We start from the raw sequence: 22,797 nt of genomic DNA on the forward strand, positions 1-22,797 counted from the left end.
AAGGGAGAACCCTCTGATGGGCGAGCACAAGCACAGCGTTGAGCAGCAGTACGAAGACCAGCTCCGCGGTTCCGCCGACGGTGCCGGTGTCACCGCGTATGTCCTGCACCGGGCCAAGCCCCACCTGCCGCCCTGGCTCGCCGCCGGCGGACTCGGCCTCGCCGGAGCATTGGGAAGTCTTCAGTGGCAGGGCAGCGCGGCGGCCGGGGTTGGCCTGACCCTGGCTTCCGTCGCCCTGACTGGGGTCACCTGGTGGGCGGGGAAGGCGACCGGGCAGCAGCGTCGCCTGCACTCCGCGATCACGGTCGCGGCCGGGTCGGCCTGGCTCACCGGGGCCTGCCTCGCAGGGCCGGCCGCCGGTCCGCTCCCGGACCTGTACCTGATGGGCGGCCCGGCGCTGGCCCTGTCGTGGAACATCCGCATGGTTCTACGCCGCAACGTCGAGGGGACCCCGGCCGGGAGCACCGACAAGGGCCTGTTGGAGAAGGTGGGGTTGGCGCGGGCGCAGATCGGGGCGACGTCGGTGGAGCCGAACCGGGTCACCGCGAAGATGCTCCTGGAGGCCGGTGAGCAGACCAACGAGGACGTCTCAAAGGTCCTGCCTCGGCTCGCGTCCGCACTGGACCTGCCCACGTCCGCGGTCCGCTACCTGGGCGACCCTGGTTCCGCGCGCCGCGGGGAGCTGGTCATCGTGCCTGAGGACATGCTGGCCGAGGTCGCCGAGTGGGAGGGACCGTCCAACCTGGGTGCCTCGATTGCGGAGCCGCTGGTCATCGGCCGCTACGACGACGGTGCCCCGCTGATGCTGTGGCTGCCCGGCGACCCGGAGCAGGGACGCAACAGCACGCATCTGCTCATCGCCGGGATGTCGGGATCGGGCAAGGGCGATGCCGCCCTGAACCTCATGACGGAGATCCTTTCCCGCCGTGACGTGCTGTTGTGGCTCAGCGACCCGAAGATGTTCCAGGACTTCCGCCCGCTCCTGCCCGGCATGGACTGGGCTGCCGAGGGCGGACCGGACACCGAGGTGATGGTGGAGGCCATCAAGGCCGTCATCTCCGCCCGCACCCGCTGGCTCGGAGCCCATGGCTACCGCCAGTGGCTGCCTGCGGCAGCCGACCGGCAGACCAGCTCCGATCACACCTGCCGGCCCGACGGGCAGGCGTGTGGGTGCCCCGGCATGCCGTTCCTGGTCACGTGGATGGAGGAAGCGGCCAACACCCTGCGGCTGATGGGTGATGACGCCTTCACTGGGATCGCCCAGGAAGCACGCTCCGCCGGCGTATCCCTGATCGTCTCGCTCCAGCGGCCCTCCTACGACCAGATGTCCACCAGCACCCGGGCGTCTTTGCCGTCGGTGGTCTCGCTCGGCTGCGACCCCCGCGACGAGGGCTTCTCCCTCCCCGACTCGGTCATCGAGTCGGGCGCTCACCCCGGCGCGTGGGGTAACCGCCGCCCCGGCTACTGCTACCTCGTCTCCCCGGGTATCCCCGAGGACCGCTACCCCTCCCCGGGCCGCACCTTTGCGGTCCCGCAGACCCCGGCGGCCATCGCCACGATGGAAGCCCTCGCCGCCTGGGCCCAGCGCCACGCCGCCATCGGCGACCCCGTCACCGCCGGCGCCGCCCGCGCGGTCGCCGGACAGAACTACACCGGCCGCCCCACCACCGACAGCCACCCGGCACCGCGACCGGACACTGGCGACGAGGAGCCCGGCATGGAAGCGGAATCCCACGGCCTGCTGACCGACCCGGAGGACGCGGGCATCGATCCCGAGGCCGAACTCCCCGACGTCAAGGAGGGGGACGAGATCCCGCTGTGGGAGTCCCCGGGCTACAAGCCGTCGCCGGCCGAGGCCCGCGAACTCTTCGCCCGGGCGCTGGACGACTTCGAGACGGCAGGACAGATGGTCGTCGGCCCGAAGGACTTCATGGACTGGTGCGACCGCCACAACCTTTCCCGCCCGTGGGTGTCCGAGCGTCTCAAGGAAGCCGCCCTCGACGGCCGCCTGGAGCCGACCTCGGTGACCGGCCGGTGGCGGATCGTCCCCTCCCTCATGGCCGCCTGACACCTGACACCGTCAGGGCCCGTGACACCCAAACCCCTAGGCAAACCCACTGTCAGAACCCGTGACACCGGCCGCCTGACACCACCTGACACCTGTCCCTGACACCACACCCGGCGGGCCCGCGCCACCCACATGACGCGGGCCCGACCCACCTCACGGAGGCATGCTCATGCCCCACGAACCGGCCCTCCACCACCCCACCCCGATCACCCGGCCCCCCGCACTGGCCCATCCCACCGCAGCCCCGATATCGGTCCTGCCCACCGGCACGGGCATCGCCTGGGTCACCCTCCCCGACGGAACGCGCACCCTCGCCTACACCCACCCCACCCCCACCGACCTCGCGCCCGCACCGGCGCCCCCGGCCACCGTTCCCGGATGGGCCAAGACCACCGCGCTCCTCGCCCCGACCGTCGGCGGAGGCATCGGGGCGGCCGGAATCGGAATCTCCTACGCCGCCCCGGGACTGATCGCCATGGCCGAAGCCCTCTGGGCCCTCGTCGCCCTCATTGCCGCCGGCGCCGCCCTCCCCCTGATCCTCCGCACCGGCCGCAGCACGCGCGGCCGGGGTGCGGCGCCGGTCCAGCACATCACCCAGCACGTCACCGCCACCGGCCTCTTCGGCCGCGCCACCGGAACCCTCAACAACCGCTGAGCAAGGAGCACCACATGCACGACGACTACGCCTCCGAGCCGTTCGAGGACGACCCCGAGTACGACGGCGGCGACTGCGACCTGTGCAACCCCTGGGACGGCTCCGAGCCCTACCCCTACGCGCACTGCTGTGACTGCGGCGCAGACGGCAGCAGCGAGAAGTCCGACTGCACCTGCGACTGACGCTACGAAGGCGGCCCCGTCTCGCCAAAGTCTGGGGCCGCCCTCATCCAGCTACCACTGGAGGAACTCAGCATGACCCACCCCACCGACATTCCGAGAGAGTCCGCACAAGCGGCCTTATCCGCCCATCTCGGCACCGCGCTCCAGCTCGTCGAACTGGGCCTGCCTGCAATGCCGCTGCGGGCGGGCAAGAAGCCCTTCGGGAACTGCCGTACCTGCAAGGACTCGGCGTGCGGCGACAGGCCGCACATGCTGGCCGCCGGCCTGTGCGAGTGCCCTGCCCCCTGCCACGGCTGGGCGGCCGCCACGACCGACCCGGACATCCTCACCTCGCCCGCGTGGGCCAGGGCGTGGAGGCAGGCTGCGGGAGTCGCCTACCACCCCGGCGGCGGCGCGCTCACCGTCGTGGATCTCGACGATACGGACGCGGTCGCGTGGGCCCGCGAGAACCTCCCCGCCACCAAGACCGTGACCACAACCCGTGGCGAGCACTGGATCTACCTCGGCACCATGACCTCCCACAACGGCGTACGGCCCGGCGTGGACATCAAGTCCGCATGGTCCTACGCCCGCTGGCTCGGGCCCGGCACCGGACGCATGGCCCTGCTGCCCGATGCCGTGCGCGCATTCGCCGTGAAGGAAGCCCCCGCGGCCGCGCCGGCACCGTTCACCGTCGTACTGCCCGCGCGGCCCGGCGACGCGGTGTGTCGCCACCGCTCGCCCGTGTACCTGGAGCGCGGTATCGCCATGGCCGAGCAGCGCATCAAAGAGGCGTCCGAGGCCATCCACAGGACTGTGTACCGGACGTTCCTCGCGGTGCTGTCCGCGCACGGCTGGTGCGGCTGCCTCACCGAGAACCACATCGGCCGGCTGTTCACCGCCGCTCAGACCAAGGGCGAGTCCCTGCGGCACTGCGAGATCGCCTGGACCAACGCCCGGGCCAAGCTGGGGATGTAGCGATGCCCGAGGACGAGAAGAACCCGGCCCGGCAGATCATCACCGACTACGCCCAGCAGCAATTCCGGTACTTCCGCACCACCGAAGGCACCGTCTACGCGCAGAAGAACGGCCACCCCGTCGCCCGCCCGATCCGCTCCCAGGGCACCACCGGCAGCCACCGGCAGGAACTCATGGTCGGCCTCTACAACGACGGCCGCGGCTCCTTCAACGGCAGCGCGCTCAAGGAGGCGTTGGACTTGATCGAAGCACTCGCGCTCAGCCAGGACGTACAGGCCACCCACATCCGCGTCGCCCCCGGATTCGACGGAGCGACCTGGCTCGACCTGGGCCGCAACGACGGCCAGTCAATCCGCATCCACCCCACCGGCTGGGACATCCTCACCCCCGACCCCCGCGAAGTCTGCTGGCGCCGCACCCAACTCACCGGCGAACTCCCCCTCCCCGAGAAAGACACCGACGGCAAAGGAATCGACGCTCTCCTGAGGCTCTGCAACTTCGCCAACGCCGAAAGCGAATGCCTCGCCATCGCGTGGCTGATCGGCTGCCTGGAACCGTCCGTACCCGTCCCCGCCCCCTTCCTCACCGGCCCCCAGGGCGCAGGCAAATCCACTGCCGGCCGGATGCTCGTGCGGATCATCGAGGGCATGACCGGTGACCTGCGGCGGGCCCCGAAGGACGAGGAGAACCTGATCACGGCCGTCGCCGCCGGATGGGTCACCGCGCTCGACAACCTCTCCCACCTCCCGCCGGACCTGTCCGACCTCATGTGCTGCATCGTCACCGGCGCCGAAAGCATCAAACGCGCCCTGTTCACCGACGGCGACGTCGTCCGCTCCCGCTACCGCCGCCCCCTCCTCCTGACCGGCATCGACGTCGGCGTCATCCGCCCCGACCTCGCCGAACGGCTTCTACCCCTTCGCCTGGTGCGGCCCCGAGTACGCCGGACCGAGGCTGAACTGTGGGCGGAGTACGCGCAGGTACTGCCCGTCATCCTCGGCTCACTCCTCGACCTCACCGTCAAGGTGCGGGCCACCGAGGCCGACATTCCAACCGACCTGCGGATGGCGGACTTCGCCCACCTCTGCGCCCAGTTCGACGCGGCGGACGGGCTCGGCGCGCTGGATGCCTACCGGGCCAGCCTTGACGACCTCAACGACGACGTCATCGAAGGCGACCTTCTCGCCCAGACCGTCCTCAAGCACGCCGCCAGCCTCGAAGCGGGCGTGGAGGTCCGGATGACCTCCACCGAGTGGCTGCACACCCTCACCCAGCTCTACACCGGCGACGACTTCCGTCCCCTGCCCAAGGGGTGGCCCACCACCGGGAAGGTCTTCTCCGACCGCCTCAAGCGTCTCCAGCCCACCCTCGCCGCACGCGGCGTCCTCGTCGACTGGGGCCGCACCAAAACAGCCCGCTACATCGAAATGACCCGACCCGACACCCCCACGCCCGGCGAGCAGCAGGCCGCATTCTGACCGGCGCCACCGCGGCCGGTCCGGGCACAAGCAAGAAGAGCACCCGCCGCCGGGCGGTGCGTGCTCCTCTTGCTGTTCCGGCGGCTTGCCGCCGCTGCAAAGGACGTGCCGCGCAGCGGCCCCGCTCTTCACGCTCGAAGACGCGCCCACCACAACAGAAACCACCCTCTCTTTTTCTTAAGAGAAGAGACGCTGCGTCACCCACGTCACCACCAGGCTCCAAACAGCCCGTGACCTGCGACTGCACCGGTGACGCAGACGGCCCACGGCTACGTCACCCCACGTCACCCGCGTCACCGACTTCCGTCACCCGGGGACGCGGGTGACACAGACCGGTGACGCACGACCACCCTACGCGTCACCGAAAACCGCAGGTCAGACCTGTAAATGACACAGGCGACGCGGTGACGCAGAAATCTGCCCCTCGGACAGCGCGACAGCCACAACCACCCGCGAGCCAAGGAGAGATCGTCACATGGCCGGTCCGGTCACCGGCGGCGAGCTGCCGCAGCGCCTTCACCGGGTAGAGGACGCGGCCCACGCCCTCGGCGTCAAGCGTTCCACTGCCTACGAGGAGATCCGCCTCGGCAGGCTCCGGACTGTGCGGGTCGGTCGCCGCCGACTCGTGCCGACCGAATACATCGACGAGTACGTCGAACTCCTCAAGCGCGAGGCCAAGGCCGCCGCGTAGCAGTACTCGACCCAACAGCGGGGCCGCACCCACATAGGTGTGGCCCCGCCCTCATGTGTGAAAGGTGCCAGATGGAGAGCGAGCGGGGACCCGCCCGTAAGGCAGCGAACGGCGAGGACTCGATCTACTGGGATGCGTCCAAGAGCCGCTACATCGGAGCGATCTCCCTCGGCTATACGGCGGCCGGGAAGCGGAATCGGGCGAAGGTCTCGGGGACTACGAAGACCGAGGTTCGGCGCAAGCTCCGCGAACTCAGGAAGGAGCTTGAGAAGCAGGCGAAGGCGCCCGCTCAGTACACGGTGAAGCAGGCCGTGGAGGACTGGCTCGCTCAGGGGCTGAAGGGGAAGGCGGTCACGAGCGTCGGTACCTATCGCAGTCTTGCGACCACACACATCTACACGGAGCTGGGCGCCGCGAAGCTGCGCCAGCTCGAAGCCGACGACGTTGATGAGTGGCTCGATGGCAGGGCGGCCCTACTGGCCACCACGTCGCTACGCCTGCTGCTCTCGATTCTGAGCAGGTCGATCACCCATGCCCAGCGAAGGGGGAAGGCCGTGCGGAACGTGGCCGCGCTGGTCGAAGCCCCCGAAGGGAAGCCGGGAAGACCCAGCAAGTCGTTGTCCCTCGAACAGGGAGAGGCCATCCTGCGGGCTGGGGTGGGCACCTGGATCCATGCCTACGTGGTGCTGTCGTTGCTCGTTGGGACCCGGCCGGAGGAGACACGCCCGCTCCCCTGGAAGCATGTGCACACGGAACCCGCGGTTGGGCGCAAGGCACACGTCGACGTGTGGCGTTCCGTGCGCAGCCACGGAGATACGAAGACTCCGAAGAGCCGACGTTCTTTGGCCATGCCCAAGCAGGTGGCTGAGGTGATGGAGGCTCACCGCAGGCGACAGCAGGCCGAGGCGAAGGCCGCCGGCCGGGTGTGGTCCACCGAGGATCTCGTCTTCCCCAGGGAGGGCGGCGAGTTGCGGACCGCTCTGGATGTGAGGCGGAACTTCCGGCGCCTACTGGGTGAGGCGGGCATCCAACGGCCGCATGAGTGGACAACGAGGGAGCTCCGCACGACCTTCGTGTCGTTGCTCTCCGATCACGGAATTCCCATCGAGGTGATCGCGCGCGTCGTCGGACACAGCGGCAGCAACACGACCGAGCGCGTCTACCGGAAGCAGCTGCGGCCGGTCATCGCCGAAGGCGCTGAGGCGATGGACGAGATCTTCTCGGGGGAGCAGACGGAGGTGCCTGACCGCCCGGAATCCGCATGATCGCTTTCGGGTGGCTCCCGGTTTGGCTCCCTGTGGCCGAGCCGGGTGCGCCTCTGCGCCCGTGACCTGCTGCAACACTCTGGCGAGCCAGGGAGGCTTGTTACGGCCCCCTTAAGCCAGGGACAAGCACCCCCTCAGGAAAGGAGGTCTCTCACCTGTGCGGGCGTCCAGTGGCCGGCGGCGCCGGGGCAGGACGCGAGGTAGCCGGCGATGTCCTGCTCCTCCCAAGGGCCGGACTCCAGGAGGCCGGAGGCCAGGTAGCGCAGGTAGGCGCCCGACGGGTTGAGCACCTCGACGTCGTGGAGGCTCCACGGCGCGGTGAAGGTCAGCAGGGGGATTCCCTCGATCGTGCCCGGGCAGATCAGGGTCTCGTACCGCCCCGGGCCCAGCTCGTCACGGCCGTTCCGTAGGGCCGCCGTCAGGTCCAGGTCCGCCCCCGGCTCCGCGTACATCTCCTGGGCGGCGATGTCGGACATCTGGCCCACCGTCACCAGGTGCGCCCGTCCGCGCGTGCGCCCGGGGGCCGTGGGGTCGTAGAACGCCCGGCCCCCCGTCCACACCGGAGACTCCGTGGCGAAGTACAGGCGGCCTTCCAGCTCGACCGCGATCGAGCGTTCGGGCGCCCTGTGGTCCCGGCAGCCCGGGTACGTGCGTGCCGCGCCCGGCGGGGTCCCGCCGGCGATGTACGTGGCGAGGCGGTCCATGTGCATGTTGGACCCGTAGGAGGCGTACCAGACCCTCTCGGGCACGGGGATCGCCCCGACGGGCGGGGTGGTGGTGTGGACGGACACGCTCAGCTCCTCGCAGCCGGGGGGTAGGGGATCGGGGATCCGGAATCTCCCCTGTCATATGCCTATCGGGTCGCTGGGGCCCGTGCGTATGGTGTGGCCCCGGACCATCCCGGGCCCGGCGCCCTCCCGGCTCCCCACGGGAGGGCCGCCGCGCGCCCCGCCTCCCGCCTCACCGGACTACGGGAGGAGCGCGGAAAGGCCGGCCGCGGACCGGGCCTGGTCGTCCAGCGCGTCGAGGGCCCGTACGGCCTGGGCCGCGGCCTCCGGGTCGCTCTCGGCGAGCCCGCTCCCGGCGAACTCGTCCTCGTCCAGCCGCAGCACGGAGTTCCCGTCCGCCGAGACCCACAGGTCGAGGTCCAGGTCCTCCACGAGGATCTCCCCGCTCTGCACCAGAGCCGGGCGCGTGACGTCGCAGTACCAGCCCTTGAGGACACCGCCCGCGGTCCACACCTCCTTGACCGCGTACCAGCGGGTCCGCCAGAAGTGCTCGACGAACACGTCGCCCGGCTCGAAGCGCACGAAGCCGAAGTCCCGTACGCCGTCCGCCGCCCAGGGGGCGCGCACGGAGATCCGGTCGCCGTCGTCGGCGACCTGCGCCGCCGGGTAGCGGATCTTGGTCCGTCCGGCCTTGGTCAGGACGACGGTCAGCTGTGCGGTCACGGGGTCTCCAGCTTCTTCGTGTAGCGCGTCTCGGTCGCGCAGATTTCGTAGCCGAACCACTCGTTGATGGCGAGCATCGGGTCGTTGCCCGCGTCGTTGCCGGTGAAGGCCTCGGTGTACCCGGCCGCGCGGGCCCGGTGCAGGGAGGCCGTCTTGGCGAGCTTGGCCAGCCCCCGGCCGCGGAAGGCGCGCAGGGTGCCGGTCATCGCCGAGGCGTAGCGGGTGGCGCCGTCGGTCTGCGCCGCGGCGAAGGAGGCCACGACGCCGTCGACCAGGGCGACGGTGGTCAACTCCTTGTCGAGGGTCGGGCTGTTCCAGGTGTGCGCGAGCCAGTCCTCGTAGTCGTTGAACTCCGCCGCGACATCGCTCGGTTCGTCGGAGGTGGTCTCGGCGTCGGCCTCGAACAGCGGCCGCGGGTCGGCCGCGAAGGCGGAGCCGGGGCGCAGCTCGACCCCGGCCGGAAGGTCCCGCGGGAGCTCGGGCAGCGTGGCCGCCGCCAGGTCCAGGCGCAGGAAGTGCGCCGACCGGCTGGGGAGGTACCCGCGCCGCTCGGCGAAGGCGCGCGGGGCGGGCTCGTCGAGCACCCAGGCGTACACGTCCACCGCCCCCCGCGCGGCGAGGTGCTCCTCGGCGGTGCGCAGCAGGAGGGCACCGGCGCCGAGACCGCGGTGGGCGGGATCGACGTAGGCGTTGACGTACGACTGGCCCGGCTCGGGGCTGTCGTGCGCGATGCCGACCTGGGCGGTGGCGATGACCCGGCCGTCCGCGGTCTCGGCGACGAGGATCCGGTGGTGCTTCGCCGGGTGGGCCGAGGAGAGCTCGGAGGCCACGCTCTCGGCAGTGACGATCATGAATGGCAGGACGGCGCGGCGTACGCGCGCGACGGACCCCGCGTCCGAGGTATCGCCGGGGCGGAGATCGCGGATCGATACGGTCATGGGGCAGACGCTACGTGCGCCTTCGCGGCGGGCGCCTCCCAATTAACCGCCGATGGGGGACAATCACCCGCGTGACCTCGACAAACCTGAAGATCACCATCGACGGCTCGGCCGGGTCGGCCGCCCCGTACGAACAGCTGCGCGCGCAGATCGCCGACCGGGCCCGGTCGGGGAAGCTCCCGGCGGGCTTCAAACTGCCGACGGTACGGGGCCTCGCGGAGGAGCTGGGGCTGGCCGCCAACACGGTCGCGAAGGCGTACCGGGCGCTGGAGGCGGATGCGGTGATCGAGACGCGGGGCCGGAACGGGACCTTCATCGCGGCTGCCGGGGACGCGGTGTCCCGCGAGGCGGCCGCGGCGGCCCAGGCGTACGCGGACCGCGTCCACCGGCTCGGCCTGACCCAGACCGACGCCCTGGCCGCGGCCACGGACGCCCTCCGGGCCAGGTACGCCGCGAAGTAGCCGGCCCGCGGCCCGGCCGCGGCAAAAACCTGCCCGGCCTGCCGCACGGGCCCGTCCGCCGGCGGGGCTGAATTCAGCCCCGCCGGCGTTTGGGGCGCGGGGTTCGGGGCGGAGCCCCGAGAGGCTCGGCCGCAGGTGACGCAGACCGCATCAGCAGCGCAGCTACAGGTACAGCCCCGCCTCCGAGCCGTGCGGCTGGGGCGGCAGGATCGCCGCCGGGCCCGTGCCGCGGCGCAGGGCGAACAGCTCCGCCAGGCTGGCGCCCTCGCGGGAGACGCCCTCGTCCGTGCCCAGCCAGTCCACCGCCTCACGGTGGGTCAGCCGGCCGACCTCGATGCGGGCCAGGCAGCGCCCCGGGCGGACCACCGCCGGGTGCAGCCGCTCCAGGTCCTCGTTGGTGGTGACCCCCACCAGGACGTTGCGGCCCTGTCCCAGCAGTCCGTCCGTCAGGTTCAGCAGCCGGGACAGCGCCTGCCCGGCCGTGTGGCGGGCCTCGCCCCGGATCAGCTCGTCGCAGTCCTCCAGCAACAGCAGCCGCCAGCGGCCCTTCGCCGTGCCCTCGTCCTCGCCGATCGCGATGTCCATCAGGTAGCCCACGTCGTTGAACAGTCGCTCCGGGTCCAGGACGCAGTCCACCTGGCACCAGTCGCGCCAGGACCGGGCCAGCGTGCGCAGCGCGGAGGTCTTGCCCGTGCCGGGCGGCCCGTGCAGCAACAGCAGCCGGCCCGCGATGTCGTCCGGGGTCACCTTCATCAGCCGGTCCATCGCCCCGGCCACCGGCGCGGTGTAGTTGGGCCGCACCTCCGCCCAGGTCCCGGCCGCGATCTGGCGGGTCGTCCGGTACGGGCCGCGGCGCGGGGAGACGTACCAGAAGCCCATCGTGACGTTCTCGGGCTGTGGTTCGGGCTCGTCCTGCACGCCTTCCGTGGCCTTGCCGAGCACGCCGGCGGCGAGTTCGTCGCTGACCGCCGTCACGGTGACGTCCGCGCCCCGGCTCCAGCGCGAGACGAGCACGGTCCAGCCCTCGCCCTCGGCGAGGGTGGCGCTGCGGTCGCTGTCGCGCGCCGAGCGCAACACCGTGGCCTCCGGGGGCAGGAGGGTGGCCTCCGCCTTGACCCGCTCGATCGACACGCTGTGCGAGTACGGCTGCTCGCCGGACGCGAACCGGCCGAGGAAGAGCGCGTCGACGACGTCCGACGGTGAGTCGCTGTCGTCGACGTTGAGCCGGATCGGCAGCGCGTCCTGCGGGTTGGCTGACATGGCGCCCATGATCCGGCACGCGGTGGCCCCGTGCACCCGTGTTTCGCCGGATCGGGTGCCCAAGTTCCCTCTTCAAACGCATTCGGAGTGAAGGTTCCGGCCCCAACTCTGCTCCGAACATTCTTGGCATGGACACTTCCAGCCAACCTCGGCTGCTTGTACCACGGACTCAGGAGCAACCCCCACAAGGAGCCGCACACATGAGCATGAACCTGTCGCGCTTCGCTGCCCTGACCTCCTCCCTCTTACTCGCCGCGGGCGCCACCCTGTTCGGCGCGGGCCAGGCGGCCGCCACCGCCCGGGCCGACTTCGGCTACGTCGCCCTCGGCGACTCGTACTCCTCCGGCGTCGGCGCCGGCAACTACGACGGCGCGAGCGGCAACTGCAAGCGCACCACCCGCGCCTACCCGGCCCTGTGGGCCGCCGCCCATTCCCCCCGGACCTTCTCCTTCACCGCCTGCTCGGGCGCTCGTACGGGTGACGTCCTCTCGAGCCAGCTCGCCCCGCTCAACTCCGGCACCGACCTGGTCAGCATCACCATCGGGGGCAACGACGCCGGATTCTCCGACGTCATGACGACCTGCGTCCTCCAGTCCGAATCCACCTGCATCAGCCGCGTGAACCAGGCCAAGGCCTACGTGGACTCCACCCTCCCCGGCCAGCTCGACCAGGTCTACAACGCCATCGACAGCCGCTCGCCCGGCGCGCACGTCGTCGTCCTCGGCTACCCCCGCTTCTACAAGCTGAACGGCACCTGCACCACCGGCCTGACCGAGGGCGAGCGGGCCGCCATCAACGGCGCCGCCGACTACCTGAACGCCGCCATCGCCAAACGCGCCGCCAACCACGGCTTCACCTTCGCCTCGGTCGCCGGCACCTTCACGGGTCACGAGATCTGCTCCGGCAGCGCGTGGCTGCACAGCGTCAACTGGCTGAACATCGGCGAGTCGTACCACCCGACCGCGGCCGGACAGTCCGGCGGCTACCTGCCGGTCCTCACGAACGCCGCCTGATCGGCCCGGTCCGGTTCGCCGGTCCCGGGAGCCGCAGGAGTGGGCGAAGTCGCCGGAGCGCTCGCCGACGGCGAGGCCGGTGACGGACTCGCTCCGGGGGAGGGGGCCCCGCTCGTCGGGGTCTCCTCCCGGCACGTCACCGAGGTGGCCACCCACTGGGTGGCCACCTCGGCCGCTCCCCGCACCTCCAGCCGGACCGCGTCCGCGAAGACCCCGTCCGGTTCGTGCGTGAGCTCCGTGTGCTCCAGCCGCCGGCTCTTCGGCCCGCCCTCCTCGTACGTGACGGAGCGCCAGTCGGGGCCGGACGTCCGCCCGCTCCGCGTGACCCAGCGGTACTCCAGCACGACCGGGGTGCGCTCCACCTCGACGGTGGCCGTGAAGGCGGGCGCGTGCGCGGCGGGCGGCGGGCAGCTGCCCGTGTACGAGGAGCGCACCGTGTCCACGTACACCGAGACGAGTTGCCCCGGCGTGGCCCCGGGGGACACCGACGCCGAGGACGACGGAGCCGTCGAAGGGGTCCTGGTGACGCTCCGGGCGGTGGTCGACGAGCCGGTCGGCGCCCCGCCGCTCCCGCTGCGCGTCCCGCCCGTGTCCTCGCGGTCCTTGAGCAGCAGCCACCCCACCGCGACCAGGGCCAACAGCATCAGCACGATCCCGACCGTCAGCACCAGCCCGGCGCGGCCCTCGCGCGCGCCCGGCCCGGACGCGGGCAGGGGCGACGGCGTTCCGTACGGCGCTGCGTGCGGTGTCCCGTTCGGTGACCCGTACGGCGCTGCGTGCGGTGCCCCGTGCGGTTCGCCCGCCCCCTGCCCGTGGTGCGCCGCCGTGGTCGTCGCCGCGTCCGGCCCCGACACCGGTCCGCCGGGGGCCCGTACGGTCCCGCCCGCGCCCACCACGCGCAGCATCCGGGCCGCCTCCGCCGCGGGCAGCCGCTCGGCCGGGTCCTTGCGCAGCAGCCCCTCCAGTACGGGCTCCAGCGCCCCGGCCCGGCGGGGCGGCGGCAACTCCGCGTCCACCACGGCCCGCAGCGTGTCCAGCGCGGTGGCCCGCCGGAAGGGCGAGATCCCCTCGACGGCGACATAGAGCATGACCCCGAGCGCCCACAGGTCCGACGCGGGCCCCGGATCCCGCCCCAACGCCCGCTCCGGCGCGAGGAATTCGGGCGAGCCGACCACCTCGCCCGTCATGGTGATCGCCGAGGAGCCCTCCAGGGTCGCGATCCCGAAGTCGCCCAGCACCACCCGGCCGTCGTTGGCGATCAGGACGTTGCCCGGCTTCACGTCGCGGTGCAGCACCCCCGAGTCGTGCGCGGAGCGCAGCGCGGCGAGCACCTGTTCCCCGATGTGTGCGGCCCGCTGAGGGGTCATCGGCCCCTCGGCCTCCAACACGTCCGCCAGCGAGAGCCCGCGCACCAGCTCCATCACGATCCAGGGGCGCCCGCCCTCGGACGCCACGTCGTACACGGTGACGACCCCGCGGTGCGAGACCCGGGCCGCGGCCCAGGCCTCCCGCTCCAGCCGCCGGTACAGCCGCTCCAGTTCGGTGGGTTCCAGCCCGGCCGGCGCCCGTACCTCCTTGACGGCGACCTCGCGGGCGAGCACCTCGTCCCGGGCCCGCCACACGACTCCCATCCCGCCCCGGCCGATCGGTTCGAGCAGCCGGTAGCGGCCCGAGATGACACGATCGGAGTTCGATTGGTCACTCACGCGCGCCCCCGAGTGTGCTCCCGTGCGCCCGCGTGTCATCGGGCGATCACTCCAAGTTAGCGCAGTGCGAGCCGTGTGGCCCCTGTCGTGACGGGACTCGTGCAGAGGCCTTTCGCAGCGTGACGTCTGTGCGGAGAGTAATCGGCGACTCCGTTGAGTAATCGTCAACTCCCCGTCGCCGCAGGGGTAATTCACACCACCGGGATACCCGGGGGCGACACGGGGGCGATAGGGTTAACCTGCCCGGGCCGGGTGCCCTCGTACGGGTGGGGAGAGATCATGGAACAGATAGCAATGCGCAGCAGGCCGCCACGCGTGCCTGCCATCACCTGTGGCAGCAGTGCGACCAGCTCGCGCCTCGACCGCCACCTCGCCGTGCTGGGCGGTCCCGCCGTCCCGCACCGGGAGACCGCCGAGGCGACGCTGCTGATGCGCGAGCTCACCTCCCGCGACCACACGCACCGTCTGCGGAGCCGGAGTGCGCGCGTCTCGCTCTTCGCGCCGCTGCGCCGTCTGCGTCGCACGCTCTTCGGCAGCCGCCGCTCGTAACCTTCCCCGTTACCGCAGCCGTCGGCCCCCGGGCCACCGGCTCCCCGGCCCTACCCGATCACACCGTCCCGGCGCAGTTCCGAGATCTGTGCGTCCGCCATCCCCAGGGCGTGCAGCAGGGACTCGGTGTGCTCGCCCAGCGCGGGCACCGCACCCATGTGCGGTGCCGCGCCGCCCGGCAGTCCGATCGGCGGCAGCAAGGCCCGCAGCGGACCGACCGGTGAACCCACCTCCCGCCAGCGGTCCCGGGCCGCGAGTTGCGGATGCCCGGCCAGCTGGGCCACCGAGTTCAGTCGCGCGCACGCGATGCCCGCCGCCTCCAGCCGCCCGATCGCCCCGTCCGCGCCGAGCCGGCCCAGCGCCTGCGCCACCACCGCGTCGGTCTTCTCCCGGTTCGCGGTGCGCGCCGCGTTCGTCGCGTACGTCGGATCCTCTGCCAACTCGGGCCGTTCCAGTACCTGTTCGGCCAGCCGGCGCCACTCGCGGTCGTTCTGCACCGACAGCAGCACCCGGTCCCCGTCGGCCGTCGCGTAGGCGTCGTAGGGCGCGATCACCGCGTGCGCGAGGCCGGTGCGCACGGGCTGCTCCCCGCCGTGCATCGTGTGGTGCAGGGGGTGGCCCATCCACTCGGCGAGCGCGTCCAGCATCGACACCTCCACCCTGCCCCCGCGCCCGGTGACCCCGCGGCGCAGCAGGGCGGCCAGGACCCCTGAAAAGGCGTACATGGCCGCCGCGATGTCCGCCGCCGGAATGCCCGCCTTGACGGGCCGCTCCGGGGTGCCGGTCACCGACACCAGGCCCGCCTCGCACTGGACGAGCATGTCGTAGGCGCGCTTGTGGGCGTACGGGCCCTCGGGGCCGTAGCCGGAGACGTCCACGGCGACCAACCGGGGGTAACGCGCGCACAGCGCGGCCGAGTCGAGCCCGAGGCGGGCCGCGGCTCCCTGCGCGAGGTTCTGCACGAAGACGTCGGCCCCGGCCAGCAGCCCGTGCAGGACCTCCCGGCCGCGCGGGTCCTTCAGATCGAGCGCGATCGACTCCTTGCCCCGGTTGGCCCACACGAAGTGCGAGGCGAGGCCGTGGGCGGCCGTGTCGTAGGCACGGGCGAAGTCGCCGCCGTCGGGGCGTTCGACCTTGATCACCCTGGCGCCCAGGTCGGCGAGCTGACGGGTGGCGAACGGGGCCGAGACGGCCTGTTCGACGGCGACGACGGTGATGCCGTCCAGGGGGAGCGGTTCGGTAGCCATGGGCCCTGCCTACCGGGTCGGACGGCCGCTGTCACCACACCGGCGGCGATGCGCGTCATTGATCACACGGGGCGGCCGCCCGTGCGGGTGGTCACCGGCCGCGTGCGAACCTGCGGGTCGCCAGCGGCACGAACAGCGCGAGCAGCAGCCCCGACCACAGCAGCGCCCCGGCCACGGGATGGGCCGCGGGCCAGGCGGCTCCCGCCGCGGCCTCGCCCCCGGCGTTCCCGCACAGCGCCCGCACGGCGGTGGCGACCGCGCTGATCGGGTTCCACTCGGCGATCGTCCGTAGCCACCCGGGCAACCCCGCGGTCGGCAGGTACGCACTGGAGAGCATCGGCAGGACGAAGGTGGCGCTGCCGAGCTGGCCGGCCGCCTCCTCGCTGCTGCTCAGCAGGCCGAGGTACGTGCCCACCCATGCCGTGGCGAAGCGGAACAGCAGCAGCACGCCCAGGGACCCCAGAGCGCCGGGCAGGCCGTTCTCGATGCGCCAGCCCATGGCCAGCCCCACCAGCATCAGCGGCACCATCGATGCGCCGGTGGTCAGCAGGTCGGCGGCCGTCTGCCCGAGCGGTACGGCGGTGCGGCTCATCGGCAGGGTCCGGAACCGGTCCATCACCCCGCGGTGGGCGTCCTGCGCGGCCGTGAACATGCCGGTCATCAGGCCGTTCGCGGCGGTGGCGGCCAGCAGTCCGGGGACCAGGAACTCCCGGTACTCCGCGCCCGGCATGGCGAGCGCGCTGCCGAAGACGTAGCCGAAGAACAGCAGCATGGTGATCGGCATGGTCTGGGTGAGGACCAGCAGCGCCGGGGCGTGCCGGGCCTTTTGGAGCTGGCGGGTGAGGACGGCTCCGCCGTCGGACAGCAGGGTGCTCATGCGGCGTACTCCTGATCGGCCGCGGGGGCGGCGGGGGCGTCGGTGGCGGCGGAGGCCTCGGCCGGGGTGCCCGCGCTGGTGCCGGCCGGGGTGCCCGCGCTGGTGTCGGCCTCTTCCTCGGCGTCGAGGGGGCGGGCCCGGGTGAGGCGCAGGAACACCTCGTCCAGGGTGGGCGGGCGCAGGGCCGCGTCCGTGACCGGGACCCCGGCGGTGTCGAGTTCGCGGATGATCCGCGGCAGGGTGAGGGCGCCGTCGAGGACGGTGACCCCGACGGTCAGCCGCTCCTCGTCGAGGGCGGGCCGACCGCCGGTGAGCTGGTCGAGCACGGCGGCGGCGCGGGTGAGCGCCCCGCGCTCCGCGACCGTGACCTCGGCGCGGGCGCCGATCCGGGCCTTCAGCCGGGCCGGGGTGCCGGTGGCGGCGACCCGGCCGCGGTCGACGACCACGATCTCGCCCGCCAGTCGGTCGGCTTCCTCCAGGTACTGGGTGGTGAGCAGCACCGTGGTGCCCCCGGAGCCCTCTTCGACGAGTTCCCGCACCGCCGTCCAGATCTGCTCGCGGGCCGCCGGGTCCAGGCCGGTGGTGGGTTCGTCGAGGAACAGCACCCGGGGGCGGGTGACCAGGCCGGCGGCCAGGTCCAGGCGCCGCTTCATGCCGCCGGACCAGGTGGACGCCATCCGGTCGGCGGCCTCGCCGAGTCCGAAGCGCTCCAGCAGCTCGTCCGCGCGGGCCCGGCCCGCGCGGCCGCGCAGTCCGGCCAGTCGGGCGAAGAGGCGGAGGTTCTCACGGCCGGTCAGGTCCCCGTCGACGGAGGCGTACTGGCCGGTGACGCCGATGGCGCGGCGGACGGCCGCGGGATCCCGGGTGACGTCGTGACCGGCGACGAGGGCGCGGCCGCCGGTGGGTGCGGTGAGCGTGGTGAGGATCCGGACGGCGGTGGTCTTGCCCGCGCCGTTAGGGCCGAGGAGGCCGCAGACCGTGCCCTCGGGGACGGCGAGGTCGAGGCCGCGCAGGGCGTGGACCTCCCCGTAGCTCTTCTCCAGACCCTCACTAAGTACAGCGTACGTAGTCGTCATGTGTGCCACCGTACCTCACTACGTACGCCGTACGTAACTAAGATGGTGGGGAGACGACGAGGTGATCTGAGCCATGACAGCCGGCGGGCGACCCGCTGAACCCGAAGTGATCTGGTCCCGCCCCCAGCGGGCCGGCCGCGGCCCCAGGCCCGCGCACAGCCGCGAGTCCATCGCGTCCGAGGCGGTGCGGATCGCCGACGAGGAGGGGATCGAGGCCGTCTCCATGCGGCGCGTGGCGGCCGGGATCGGCGCGGGGACGATGTCCCTCTACAACTACGTGCCGCGCAAGGAGGACCTGTACGAGCTGATGGTCGACGCGGTCAGCGGGGAGTACGAGTTTCCCGCGCCGACCGGCGACTGGCGGGCCGACCTGCTCGCGCTGGCCCGCGGGACGCGCGCGCTGATGCACCGCCATCCCTGGCTGCCGCGCCTGCTGAGTCCCGTCTACGGCTTCGGCCCGAATGCCCTGCGCTACCTGGAGTACAGCCTGGACTGCCTGGCCCCGCTCGACGTATCGGACGGCGAGAAGCTGGAGCTCGTCGCGGCCGTCAACGGGACCGTCGCGACCTACGTGGCCAGTGAGCTGGCCCTGGCCGAACGGGCCCGGTCGTTGCCCTGGGGCGAGGCGGAGGAGCAGCGCGTACGCACGGCCTGGCTCGGCTCCCGGCTGGCCACCGGGGAGTACCCGAGGCTGGCGGCGGCCCTCGGCGGCGCCGGCCCGGTCCCGGGAGCCGGGCTCGACATGGCCGAGGTCTTTGACCGCACGGTGTCCCGGCTGCTGGGGGCCTGGGGAGCGTAGGCCCGAGGTTCGACCGACCCGGCTCAGAGGAGGGCGAACTGCCCGCCCGGGCCCTCCTCCTGGTGGTCCAGCACCGAAGCCGGGCGCCGGGCCCAGGCCGGCGGCGGCAGCACCCCGGCCGTGCGCAGCGCCTCCACCGACAGCCCCGGCCCCGGTTCGAACGCGGCCCGCTCGGGGGCCAGTTCGGCCAACAACGCCAGCGTGGTCACCAGCGCCAGCAGCTCCGAGGTCCAGCTCTGCGGCCACTCGGCCGGCCCCAGCGCGGCCAGGCCGTCGGCGTCCGGGCCCCGGTGTGCGGTGCGGGCGGCGAACCAGGCCGGGAGCACCTGCACGCCCTGCGCCCCGCACTCCCAGGCCCCGGCCGGCACGGGGGAGACCGTCCCGTTCCCGAGACCCAGCGTCTCGCTCTCGGCGTCGTACGCGAGCTCGCGCGGCCAGCCCGCGACCGCCGAGCGGACGTACGGGCGGCGCCCGCCGGGCAGCCGGGGCGGTTCGCCGCCGCGCGCGCCGCGCAGCTGTACGTCCAGCAGCCGGTGCCCCAGCTCCAGCCCGGCCCGCCAGTGCTCGGGATCGGCGGCGAGCGGGACCTCGTACCCGCGCGGGCCCGGGCGGCCCGCCGCGAGGATCCAGCCCAGGACGTCCTCGGGGGCGACGCGGCCGCCGTGGTGCGCGCCGAGCAGGGGCAGCAGGCCGGGGGCGAGGTTCGGCTCGGCGCCGCCGGGGCGCCGGTGCAGGGGGCGGATCCGGCCGAGGCGGCCGACCGGGAGGTGCGCGGTGACCAGCGGATCCGGGGTCAGGGCGAGGAACAGCTGGTGCTCGTCCCGCACCCGCCAGAGCTCGGGGCGGGCCGTGTCGATGAGCCGCTGGTCGGGCAGCAGCCACTGCTCGTCGAAGGGCTCGCGGAGGACCCGTACGGGGTCGGGGCAGGGGCCCGGGGCGTCGGCGAAACGGGCCGTGGACGCCGAGCGCTGCCCCGGCAGGGCGGCCGCGCCGGCGTCGGGCCTGCGGCTGCGGCTCGGGCGGAACAACCGCTCCCGCTCGGCGCCTTCGGAGCCGGTCAGGGCGGCCCAGCGGGCGCGCAGGGCTGCCGGATCGGGTGCGGCCACCCAGTCCCGGCCCAGGCGCAGGCCGCCCACGGACCAGGGCATCAGATCATCGAGCAGCGGTGCGTCTTCGCTCACGCCGCCGATGGTAGCGACGGGATCCGGTGGCCGGGCTGCGTCCAGGCCGAAGGGCTGGGCAAGAGATAGGCTCCTTATGTACGCATACGTACGGTATCGACCGGGGAGGCGGTCATGAGCCAGTACGACGAATACACGACCCCGTCGCAGGCTGAGGGCGAGCGCCTCGACGAGGACATGGACGAGGTCCAGCGCAAGCAGCGGCACCCCCAGACGATGCGGACCACGCCGTCCCAGGCGGAGGGCGAACGCACCAGGGAGGACGACGAGAAGTAGTCGCACCCGCGGGAGCGGAAGGTGGTCGGAGGGCGGTCGGGGGCCGTCAGGGGCCGTCAGGGGGCCATCGGCTGGCTGTGTGCCGCCAGCAGGCCGCCCGCAGGCCGCCGGCACGCCGTACGTGCGCCCCAGCATGCCGTCGGTGCGCCGCCCGCGCGCCGTCAGGGCGTCGTCATTGCGCCGCCCGCGCGCCGTCGGTGCGTCGTCAGTGCGCGTCGACCGTCACGGTGAAGGAGAACCGGTCGCCCCGGTAGCGGATCCGGGCCACGTCCACCACCCGGCCGTCCTCGTCGTAGGTGACGCCCGTGTAGTGCAGGATCGGGCTCAGCAACGGCACCTGGAGCAGCTCGGCCGTCTCCGGGTCGGCCAGCCGCGCCTCCACCGTGTCCGTGATCCGGCTGATGCGCACCCCCACGACGTCCCGCAGGACCTTCGTCATCGGCCAACGTTCGAGATCGGCGAGGTCCACCGCTTCGGCGAACTCCGGGAGGACGGCGTTCTCCGCCCAGTTGGTCGGCTCGCCGCTCTCCCGGTCGTGGCGCAGGCGGCGGTACGTGACCACCTCGGCCGTGCCCGGGAAGTGTTCCAGCAGCTCCCCGGACACGGCGGTGCGGCCGTGCCCGAGGATCGTCGTGCGGTCGCCCGACTGCTGGGCCACGATCGCGTCGACCGAACCCAGCAGCCGGACCGGAGCGCTGCGCAGCGCGCCCGGCTCGATGAAGGTGCCGCGCCGCCGGTGCCGGCTGATCAGCCCCTCGCCCTCCAGCTCCTTGAGCGCCTGCCGCATGGTCAGCACGCTCACCCCGTAGTGCCCGGCCAGCTGCTCCTCGGTGGGCAGGCGCAGCGAGGCGTCCGGGGTGCGCCCCAGTATCGAGGCGCGCAGTGACTGCGACACCTGGTACCAGAGCGGCAGCTTCCGGTTCAGTACCAGCGAGTCGGGGGCGAAGGCGGTCACGGGTGGTTCTCCGAAGGCTGGACAGGGGTGAGGTGCGGCGCATGCAGGGTACGGCGCATGCAGCGCATGCAGCGTATGCAGTGCAGGTCAGGCGCGGAAGTGGCGCTGCAGCCCCTGCCACACGTCGTCGTAGCCGCGCTGGAGGTGATCGGCGCCGGCCGCCTGCGCGGTGGCGGTGATCGGCCAGCGGGTCTCGAACATGAAGGCCAGGCCGTCGTCGATCTTCTGCGGCTTCAGCTCGGCCGCACTCGCCCGCTCGAAGGTCTCGTGGTCGGGTCCGTGCGCGGACATCATGTTGTGGAGCGAGCCGCCGCCGGGGACGAAGCCTTCGGCCTTGGCGTCGTAGGCCCCCTCGATGAGGCCCATGTACTCGCTCATCACGTTGCGGTGGAAGTAGGGCGGACGGAAGGTGTCCTCGCCGACCAGCCAGCGCGGGGCGAAGACCACGAAGTCCACGCCCGCCAGCCCCGGGGTGTCGGAGGGCGAGGTCAGGACGGTGAAGATCGACGGGTCGGGGTGGTCGTAGCTGATCGAACCCAGGACGTTGAAGCGGCGCATGTCGTACACGTACGGGACGTGGCTGCCGTGCCAGGCGACCACGTCGAGCGGGGAGTGGTCGTAGGTGGCGGACCAGAGGTTGCCGCAGAACTTGTTGATCACCTCGGTCGGGCGCTCGCTGTCCTCGTACGCGGCGACGGGGGCCTGGAAGTCCCGTGCGGCGGCGAGGCCGTTGGCGCCGATCGGGCCCAGGTTCGGCAGCTCGAAGGGCTGGCCGTAGTTCTCGCAGATGTAGCCGCGGGCGTCGGCGTCGAGCAGCTCGACGCGGAAGCGGACGCCGCGGGGGATGAGGGCCATGTCGCCCGGGCGGGCGGCGAGCAGGCCCAGCTCGGTGCGCAGGAGCAGTCCGCCGCGCTCGGGGACGATGAGCAGCTCGCCGTCGGAGTCGCTGAAGACCCGGTCGGTCATGTCGGCGTTGGCGGCGTAGAGGTGGATGGCCATGCCGGCGCGCTGGGCGGCGTCGCCGTTGCCGCCGAGGGTCCACAGGCCGGAGAGGAAGTCGGTGCCGGGGGCCGGGTCGGGCAGCGGGTTCCAGCGGAGCCGGTTCGGGTCCGCCACGGACTCGGTGAAGGGCGCGGAACGCAGGGCCCCGTTGTCGATCCGGGTGAAGGGCGGGTGCGCGGCCGAGGGGCGGATCCGGTAGAGCCAGGAGCGGCGGTTGTGGGTGCGGGGCTCGGTGAAGGCGCTGCCGCTGAGCTGCTCGGCGTAGAGGCCGAGGGGTGCGCGCTGGGGCGAGTTCCGGCCGATCGGCAGGGCGCCGGGGACGGCCTCCGAGCTGTGCTCGTTGCCGAAGCCGGTGAGGTACTCCAGTGCCTCTGCCGTCTTCCTGGCCTGCTCGCTCATGTGCTGCTCCCGCTCCGTCGAAGGAATCCTATGGTCGACAGTAGGATTCCGCGGCCCGCACGTCAACGGCGGACCCGTGTCCGGACCGGAGATCGGCGGGAAAGGCCGGAAATGGGGGAGGGGTCCACGGGGTGCGGACGGGATCCAGGGCGGGGGTCGGGCCGGGAGCCGGGACGGGAGTCGGGGTGAGTCGGGGCGGGGAGTAGGGGTGAGGGGCCGGGATGGGGAGCCGGGGCGGGGAGCCGGGGCGGGAGCGGAGATCGGGCGCGGCGAGCGGCGCTGGTGGTTCGGATTCGGCTGACGGGAACACG

The 22,797-nt window shown here is 72.5% G+C and carries 23 protein-coding genes; 12 read left to right on the forward strand and 11 right to left on the reverse strand.

The genetic code is table 11. The features are described from left to right. The first annotated feature begins 16 nt into the window (after window positions 1-16). From traB to xerC, 7 genes are all read left to right on the forward strand, one after another. On the forward strand, window positions 17-2,068 hold the full coding sequence (gene traB, locus OG594_RS12775; RefSeq protein ID WP_266598247.1) for a plasmid transfer protein TraB: 2,052 nt from the start codon (window positions 17-19) through the stop codon (window positions 2,066-2,068). Between the two features lie 169 nt (window positions 2,069-2,237). After that, window positions 2,238-2,723: a hypothetical protein gene (locus tag OG594_RS12780; protein WP_266598248.1), complete on the forward strand. Its 486-nt coding sequence runs from the start codon at window positions 2,238-2,240 to the stop codon at window positions 2,721-2,723. A gap of 14 nt (window positions 2,724-2,737) precedes the next feature. Next, a complete protein-coding gene (locus OG594_RS12785; protein ID WP_266598249.1) occupies window positions 2,738-2,905 on the forward strand; it encodes a hypothetical protein in 168 nt (55 codons plus the stop codon). A gap of 72 nt (window positions 2,906-2,977) precedes the next feature. After that, window positions 2,978-3,862 carry a bifunctional DNA primase/polymerase gene (locus tag OG594_RS12790; protein ID WP_266598250.1) on the forward strand — a complete coding sequence of 295 codons (885 nt, stop codon included), beginning with the start codon at window positions 2,978-2,980 and terminating at the stop codon, window positions 3,860-3,862. A gap of 2 nt (window positions 3,863-3,864) precedes the next feature. Next, entirely contained in the window at window positions 3,865-5,340 is a 1,476-nt protein-coding gene (locus OG594_RS12795; protein WP_266598251.1) for an ATP-binding protein, read from the forward strand. 475 nt (window positions 5,341-5,815) lie between these two features. After that, the gene (locus OG594_RS12800) at window positions 5,816-6,031 is read left to right on the forward strand and encodes a helix-turn-helix domain-containing protein (RefSeq protein ID WP_266598252.1); all 216 of its coding nucleotides are present in this window, start codon (window positions 5,816-5,818) and stop codon (window positions 6,029-6,031) included. Window positions 6,032-6,102: 71 nt separating this feature from the next. Continuing rightward, the gene (gene xerC, locus OG594_RS12805) at window positions 6,103-7,296 is read left to right on the forward strand and encodes a tyrosine recombinase XerC (protein ID WP_266598253.1); all 1,194 of its coding nucleotides are present in this window, start codon (window positions 6,103-6,105) and stop codon (window positions 7,294-7,296) included. Window positions 7,297-7,430: 134 nt separating this feature from the next. Here the strand turns inward: xerC and OG594_RS12810 are convergent, their stop codons facing one another. From OG594_RS12810 to OG594_RS12820, 3 genes are all read right to left on the reverse strand, one after another. Continuing rightward, window positions 7,431-8,006 carry a histone deacetylase gene (locus OG594_RS12810; protein ID WP_266602871.1) on the reverse strand — a complete coding sequence of 192 codons (576 nt, stop codon included), beginning with the start codon at window positions 8,004-8,006 and terminating at the stop codon, window positions 7,431-7,433. Between the two features lie 258 nt (window positions 8,007-8,264). Beyond that, the gene (locus OG594_RS12815) at window positions 8,265-8,747 is read right to left on the reverse strand and encodes a DUF402 domain-containing protein (protein ID WP_266598254.1); all 483 of its coding nucleotides are present in this window, start codon (window positions 8,745-8,747) and stop codon (window positions 8,265-8,267) included. After that, complete coding sequence (locus OG594_RS12820) at window positions 8,744-9,685, reverse strand: GNAT family N-acetyltransferase (RefSeq protein ID WP_266598255.1); 942 nt, start codon at window positions 9,683-9,685, stop codon at window positions 8,744-8,746. The genes OG594_RS12815 and OG594_RS12820 overlap by 4 nt, the downstream gene beginning before the upstream one ends. A gap of 71 nt (window positions 9,686-9,756) precedes the next feature. Here OG594_RS12820 and OG594_RS12825 point away from each other — a divergent pair, with 71 nt between their 5' ends. Further along, window positions 9,757-10,146: a GntR family transcriptional regulator gene (locus OG594_RS12825; protein ID WP_266598256.1), complete on the forward strand. Its 390-nt coding sequence runs from the start codon at window positions 9,757-9,759 to the stop codon at window positions 10,144-10,146. Between the two features lie 162 nt (window positions 10,147-10,308). On the opposite strand, the gene OG594_RS12830 is transcribed toward OG594_RS12825, so the two are convergent. Continuing rightward, entirely contained in the window at window positions 10,309-11,406 is a 1,098-nt protein-coding gene (locus OG594_RS12830; RefSeq protein ID WP_266598257.1) for a DUF5925 domain-containing protein, read from the reverse strand. A gap of 206 nt (window positions 11,407-11,612) precedes the next feature. Here OG594_RS12830 and OG594_RS12835 point away from each other — a divergent pair, with 206 nt between their 5' ends. Next, window positions 11,613-12,419 carry an SGNH/GDSL hydrolase family protein gene (locus OG594_RS12835; protein WP_266602873.1) on the forward strand — a complete coding sequence of 269 codons (807 nt, stop codon included), beginning with the start codon at window positions 11,613-11,615 and terminating at the stop codon, window positions 12,417-12,419. On the opposite strand, the gene OG594_RS12840 is transcribed toward OG594_RS12835, so the two are convergent. Beyond that, on the reverse strand, window positions 12,389-14,125 hold the full coding sequence (locus OG594_RS12840; protein ID WP_266598258.1) for a serine/threonine-protein kinase: 1,737 nt from the start codon (window positions 14,123-14,125) through the stop codon (window positions 12,389-12,391). The genes OG594_RS12835 and OG594_RS12840 overlap by 31 nt on opposite strands. 279 nt (window positions 14,126-14,404) lie before the next feature. Here OG594_RS12840 and OG594_RS12845 point away from each other — a divergent pair, with 279 nt between their 5' ends. Continuing rightward, the gene (locus tag OG594_RS12845) at window positions 14,405-14,674 is read left to right on the forward strand and encodes a hypothetical protein (RefSeq protein WP_076046471.1); all 270 of its coding nucleotides are present in this window, start codon (window positions 14,405-14,407) and stop codon (window positions 14,672-14,674) included. Window positions 14,675-14,724: 50 nt separating this feature from the next. On the opposite strand, the gene OG594_RS12850 is transcribed toward OG594_RS12845, so the two are convergent. From OG594_RS12850 to OG594_RS12860, 3 genes are all read right to left on the reverse strand, one after another. Then, window positions 14,725-15,921 (reverse strand): CaiB/BaiF CoA-transferase family protein, encoded by a 1,197-nt coding sequence (locus OG594_RS12850; protein WP_266598259.1) that lies wholly within the window; start codon window positions 15,919-15,921, stop codon window positions 14,725-14,727. Window positions 15,922-16,012: 91 nt separating this feature from the next. Beyond that, on the reverse strand, window positions 16,013-16,798 hold the full coding sequence (locus tag OG594_RS12855) for an ABC transporter permease (RefSeq protein WP_266598260.1): 786 nt from the start codon (window positions 16,796-16,798) through the stop codon (window positions 16,013-16,015). Next, on the reverse strand, window positions 16,795-17,874 hold the full coding sequence (locus tag OG594_RS12860) for an ATP-binding cassette domain-containing protein (RefSeq protein ID WP_266598280.1): 1,080 nt from the start codon (window positions 17,872-17,874) through the stop codon (window positions 16,795-16,797). Before OG594_RS12860 ends, OG594_RS12855 begins: the two co-directional genes overlap by 4 nt. Before the next feature lie 73 nt (window positions 17,875-17,947). Between OG594_RS12860 and OG594_RS12865 the strand changes: the two genes are divergently transcribed. Then, window positions 17,948-18,673: a TetR/AcrR family transcriptional regulator gene (locus OG594_RS12865; RefSeq protein WP_266598282.1), complete on the forward strand. Its 726-nt coding sequence runs from the start codon at window positions 17,948-17,950 to the stop codon at window positions 18,671-18,673. A gap of 23 nt (window positions 18,674-18,696) precedes the next feature. On the opposite strand, the gene OG594_RS12870 is transcribed toward OG594_RS12865, so the two are convergent. Beyond that, window positions 18,697-19,821, reverse strand: a complete 1,125-nt coding sequence (locus OG594_RS12870) for a type ISP restriction/modification enzyme (protein WP_266602875.1) — start codon at window positions 19,819-19,821, stop codon at window positions 18,697-18,699. A 147-nt stretch (window positions 19,822-19,968) separates the two neighbouring features. Between OG594_RS12870 and OG594_RS12875 the strand changes: the two genes are divergently transcribed. Further along, complete coding sequence (locus OG594_RS12875; RefSeq protein WP_266598284.1) at window positions 19,969-20,130, forward strand: hypothetical protein; 162 nt, start codon at window positions 19,969-19,971, stop codon at window positions 20,128-20,130. A gap of 205 nt (window positions 20,131-20,335) precedes the next feature. Here the strand turns inward: OG594_RS12875 and OG594_RS12880 are convergent, their stop codons facing one another. Next, window positions 20,336-21,085, reverse strand: a complete 750-nt coding sequence (locus tag OG594_RS12880; protein WP_266598286.1) for a GntR family transcriptional regulator — start codon at window positions 21,083-21,085, stop codon at window positions 20,336-20,338. 87 nt (window positions 21,086-21,172) lie between these two features. Continuing rightward, window positions 21,173-22,486, reverse strand: a complete 1,314-nt coding sequence (gene hmgA / locus OG594_RS12885; protein WP_266598288.1) for a homogentisate 1,2-dioxygenase — start codon at window positions 22,484-22,486, stop codon at window positions 21,173-21,175. Between the last annotated feature and the right edge of the window lie 311 nt (window positions 22,487-22,797).

This window comes from Streptomyces sp. NBC_01214, assembly GCF_026340975.1.
Taxonomy (GTDB): domain Bacteria; phylum Actinomycetota; class Actinomycetes; order Streptomycetales; family Streptomycetaceae; genus Streptomyces.

What these genes read in the sequence shown, in the direction of transcription:
- OG594_RS12860 (WP_266598280.1), bottom strand. Translation starts at nt 17,874, where the DNA reads ATGACGACTACGTACGCTGTACTTAGTGAGGGTCTGGAGAAGAGCTAC.
- xerC (WP_266598253.1), top strand. Translation starts at nt 6,103, where the DNA reads ATGGAGAGCGAGCGGGGACCCGCCCGTAAGGCAGCGAACGGCGAGGAC.
- OG594_RS12850 (WP_266598259.1), bottom strand. Translation starts at nt 15,921, where the DNA reads ATGGCTACCGAACCGCTCCCCCTGGACGGCATCACCGTCGTCGCCGTC.
- OG594_RS12845 (WP_076046471.1), top strand. Translation starts at nt 14,405, where the DNA reads ATGGAACAGATAGCAATGCGCAGCAGGCCGCCACGCGTGCCTGCCATC.
- hmgA (WP_266598288.1), bottom strand. Translation starts at nt 22,486, where the DNA reads ATGAGCGAGCAGGCCAGGAAGACGGCAGAGGCACTGGAGTACCTCACC.
- OG594_RS12780 (WP_266598248.1), top strand. Translation starts at nt 2,238, where the DNA reads ATGCCCCACGAACCGGCCCTCCACCACCCCACCCCGATCACCCGGCCC.
- OG594_RS12835 (WP_266602873.1), top strand. Translation starts at nt 11,613, where the DNA reads ATGAACCTGTCGCGCTTCGCTGCCCTGACCTCCTCCCTCTTACTCGCC.
- OG594_RS12790 (WP_266598250.1), top strand. Translation starts at nt 2,978, where the DNA reads ATGACCCACCCCACCGACATTCCGAGAGAGTCCGCACAAGCGGCCTTA.
- OG594_RS12870 (WP_266602875.1), bottom strand. Translation starts at nt 19,821, where the DNA reads ATGCCCTGGTCCGTGGGCGGCCTGCGCCTGGGCCGGGACTGGGTGGCC.
- OG594_RS12795 (WP_266598251.1), top strand. Translation starts at nt 3,865, where the DNA reads ATGCCCGAGGACGAGAAGAACCCGGCCCGGCAGATCATCACCGACTAC.
- OG594_RS12810 (WP_266602871.1), bottom strand. Translation starts at nt 8,006, where the DNA reads ATGCACATGGACCGCCTCGCCACGTACATCGCCGGCGGGACCCCGCCG.
- OG594_RS12800 (WP_266598252.1), top strand. Translation starts at nt 5,816, where the DNA reads ATGGCCGGTCCGGTCACCGGCGGCGAGCTGCCGCAGCGCCTTCACCGG.
- OG594_RS12865 (WP_266598282.1), top strand. Translation starts at nt 17,948, where the DNA reads ATGACAGCCGGCGGGCGACCCGCTGAACCCGAAGTGATCTGGTCCCGC.
- OG594_RS12855 (WP_266598260.1), bottom strand. Translation starts at nt 16,798, where the DNA reads ATGAGCACCCTGCTGTCCGACGGCGGAGCCGTCCTCACCCGCCAGCTC.
- OG594_RS12785 (WP_266598249.1), top strand. Translation starts at nt 2,738, where the DNA reads ATGCACGACGACTACGCCTCCGAGCCGTTCGAGGACGACCCCGAGTAC.
- traB (WP_266598247.1), top strand. Translation starts at nt 17, where the DNA reads ATGGGCGAGCACAAGCACAGCGTTGAGCAGCAGTACGAAGACCAGCTC.
- OG594_RS12875 (WP_266598284.1), top strand. Translation starts at nt 19,969, where the DNA reads ATGAGCCAGTACGACGAATACACGACCCCGTCGCAGGCTGAGGGCGAG.
- OG594_RS12830 (WP_266598257.1), bottom strand. Translation starts at nt 11,406, where the DNA reads ATGTCAGCCAACCCGCAGGACGCGCTGCCGATCCGGCTCAACGTCGAC.
- OG594_RS12820 (WP_266598255.1), bottom strand. Translation starts at nt 9,685, where the DNA reads ATGACCGTATCGATCCGCGATCTCCGCCCCGGCGATACCTCGGACGCG.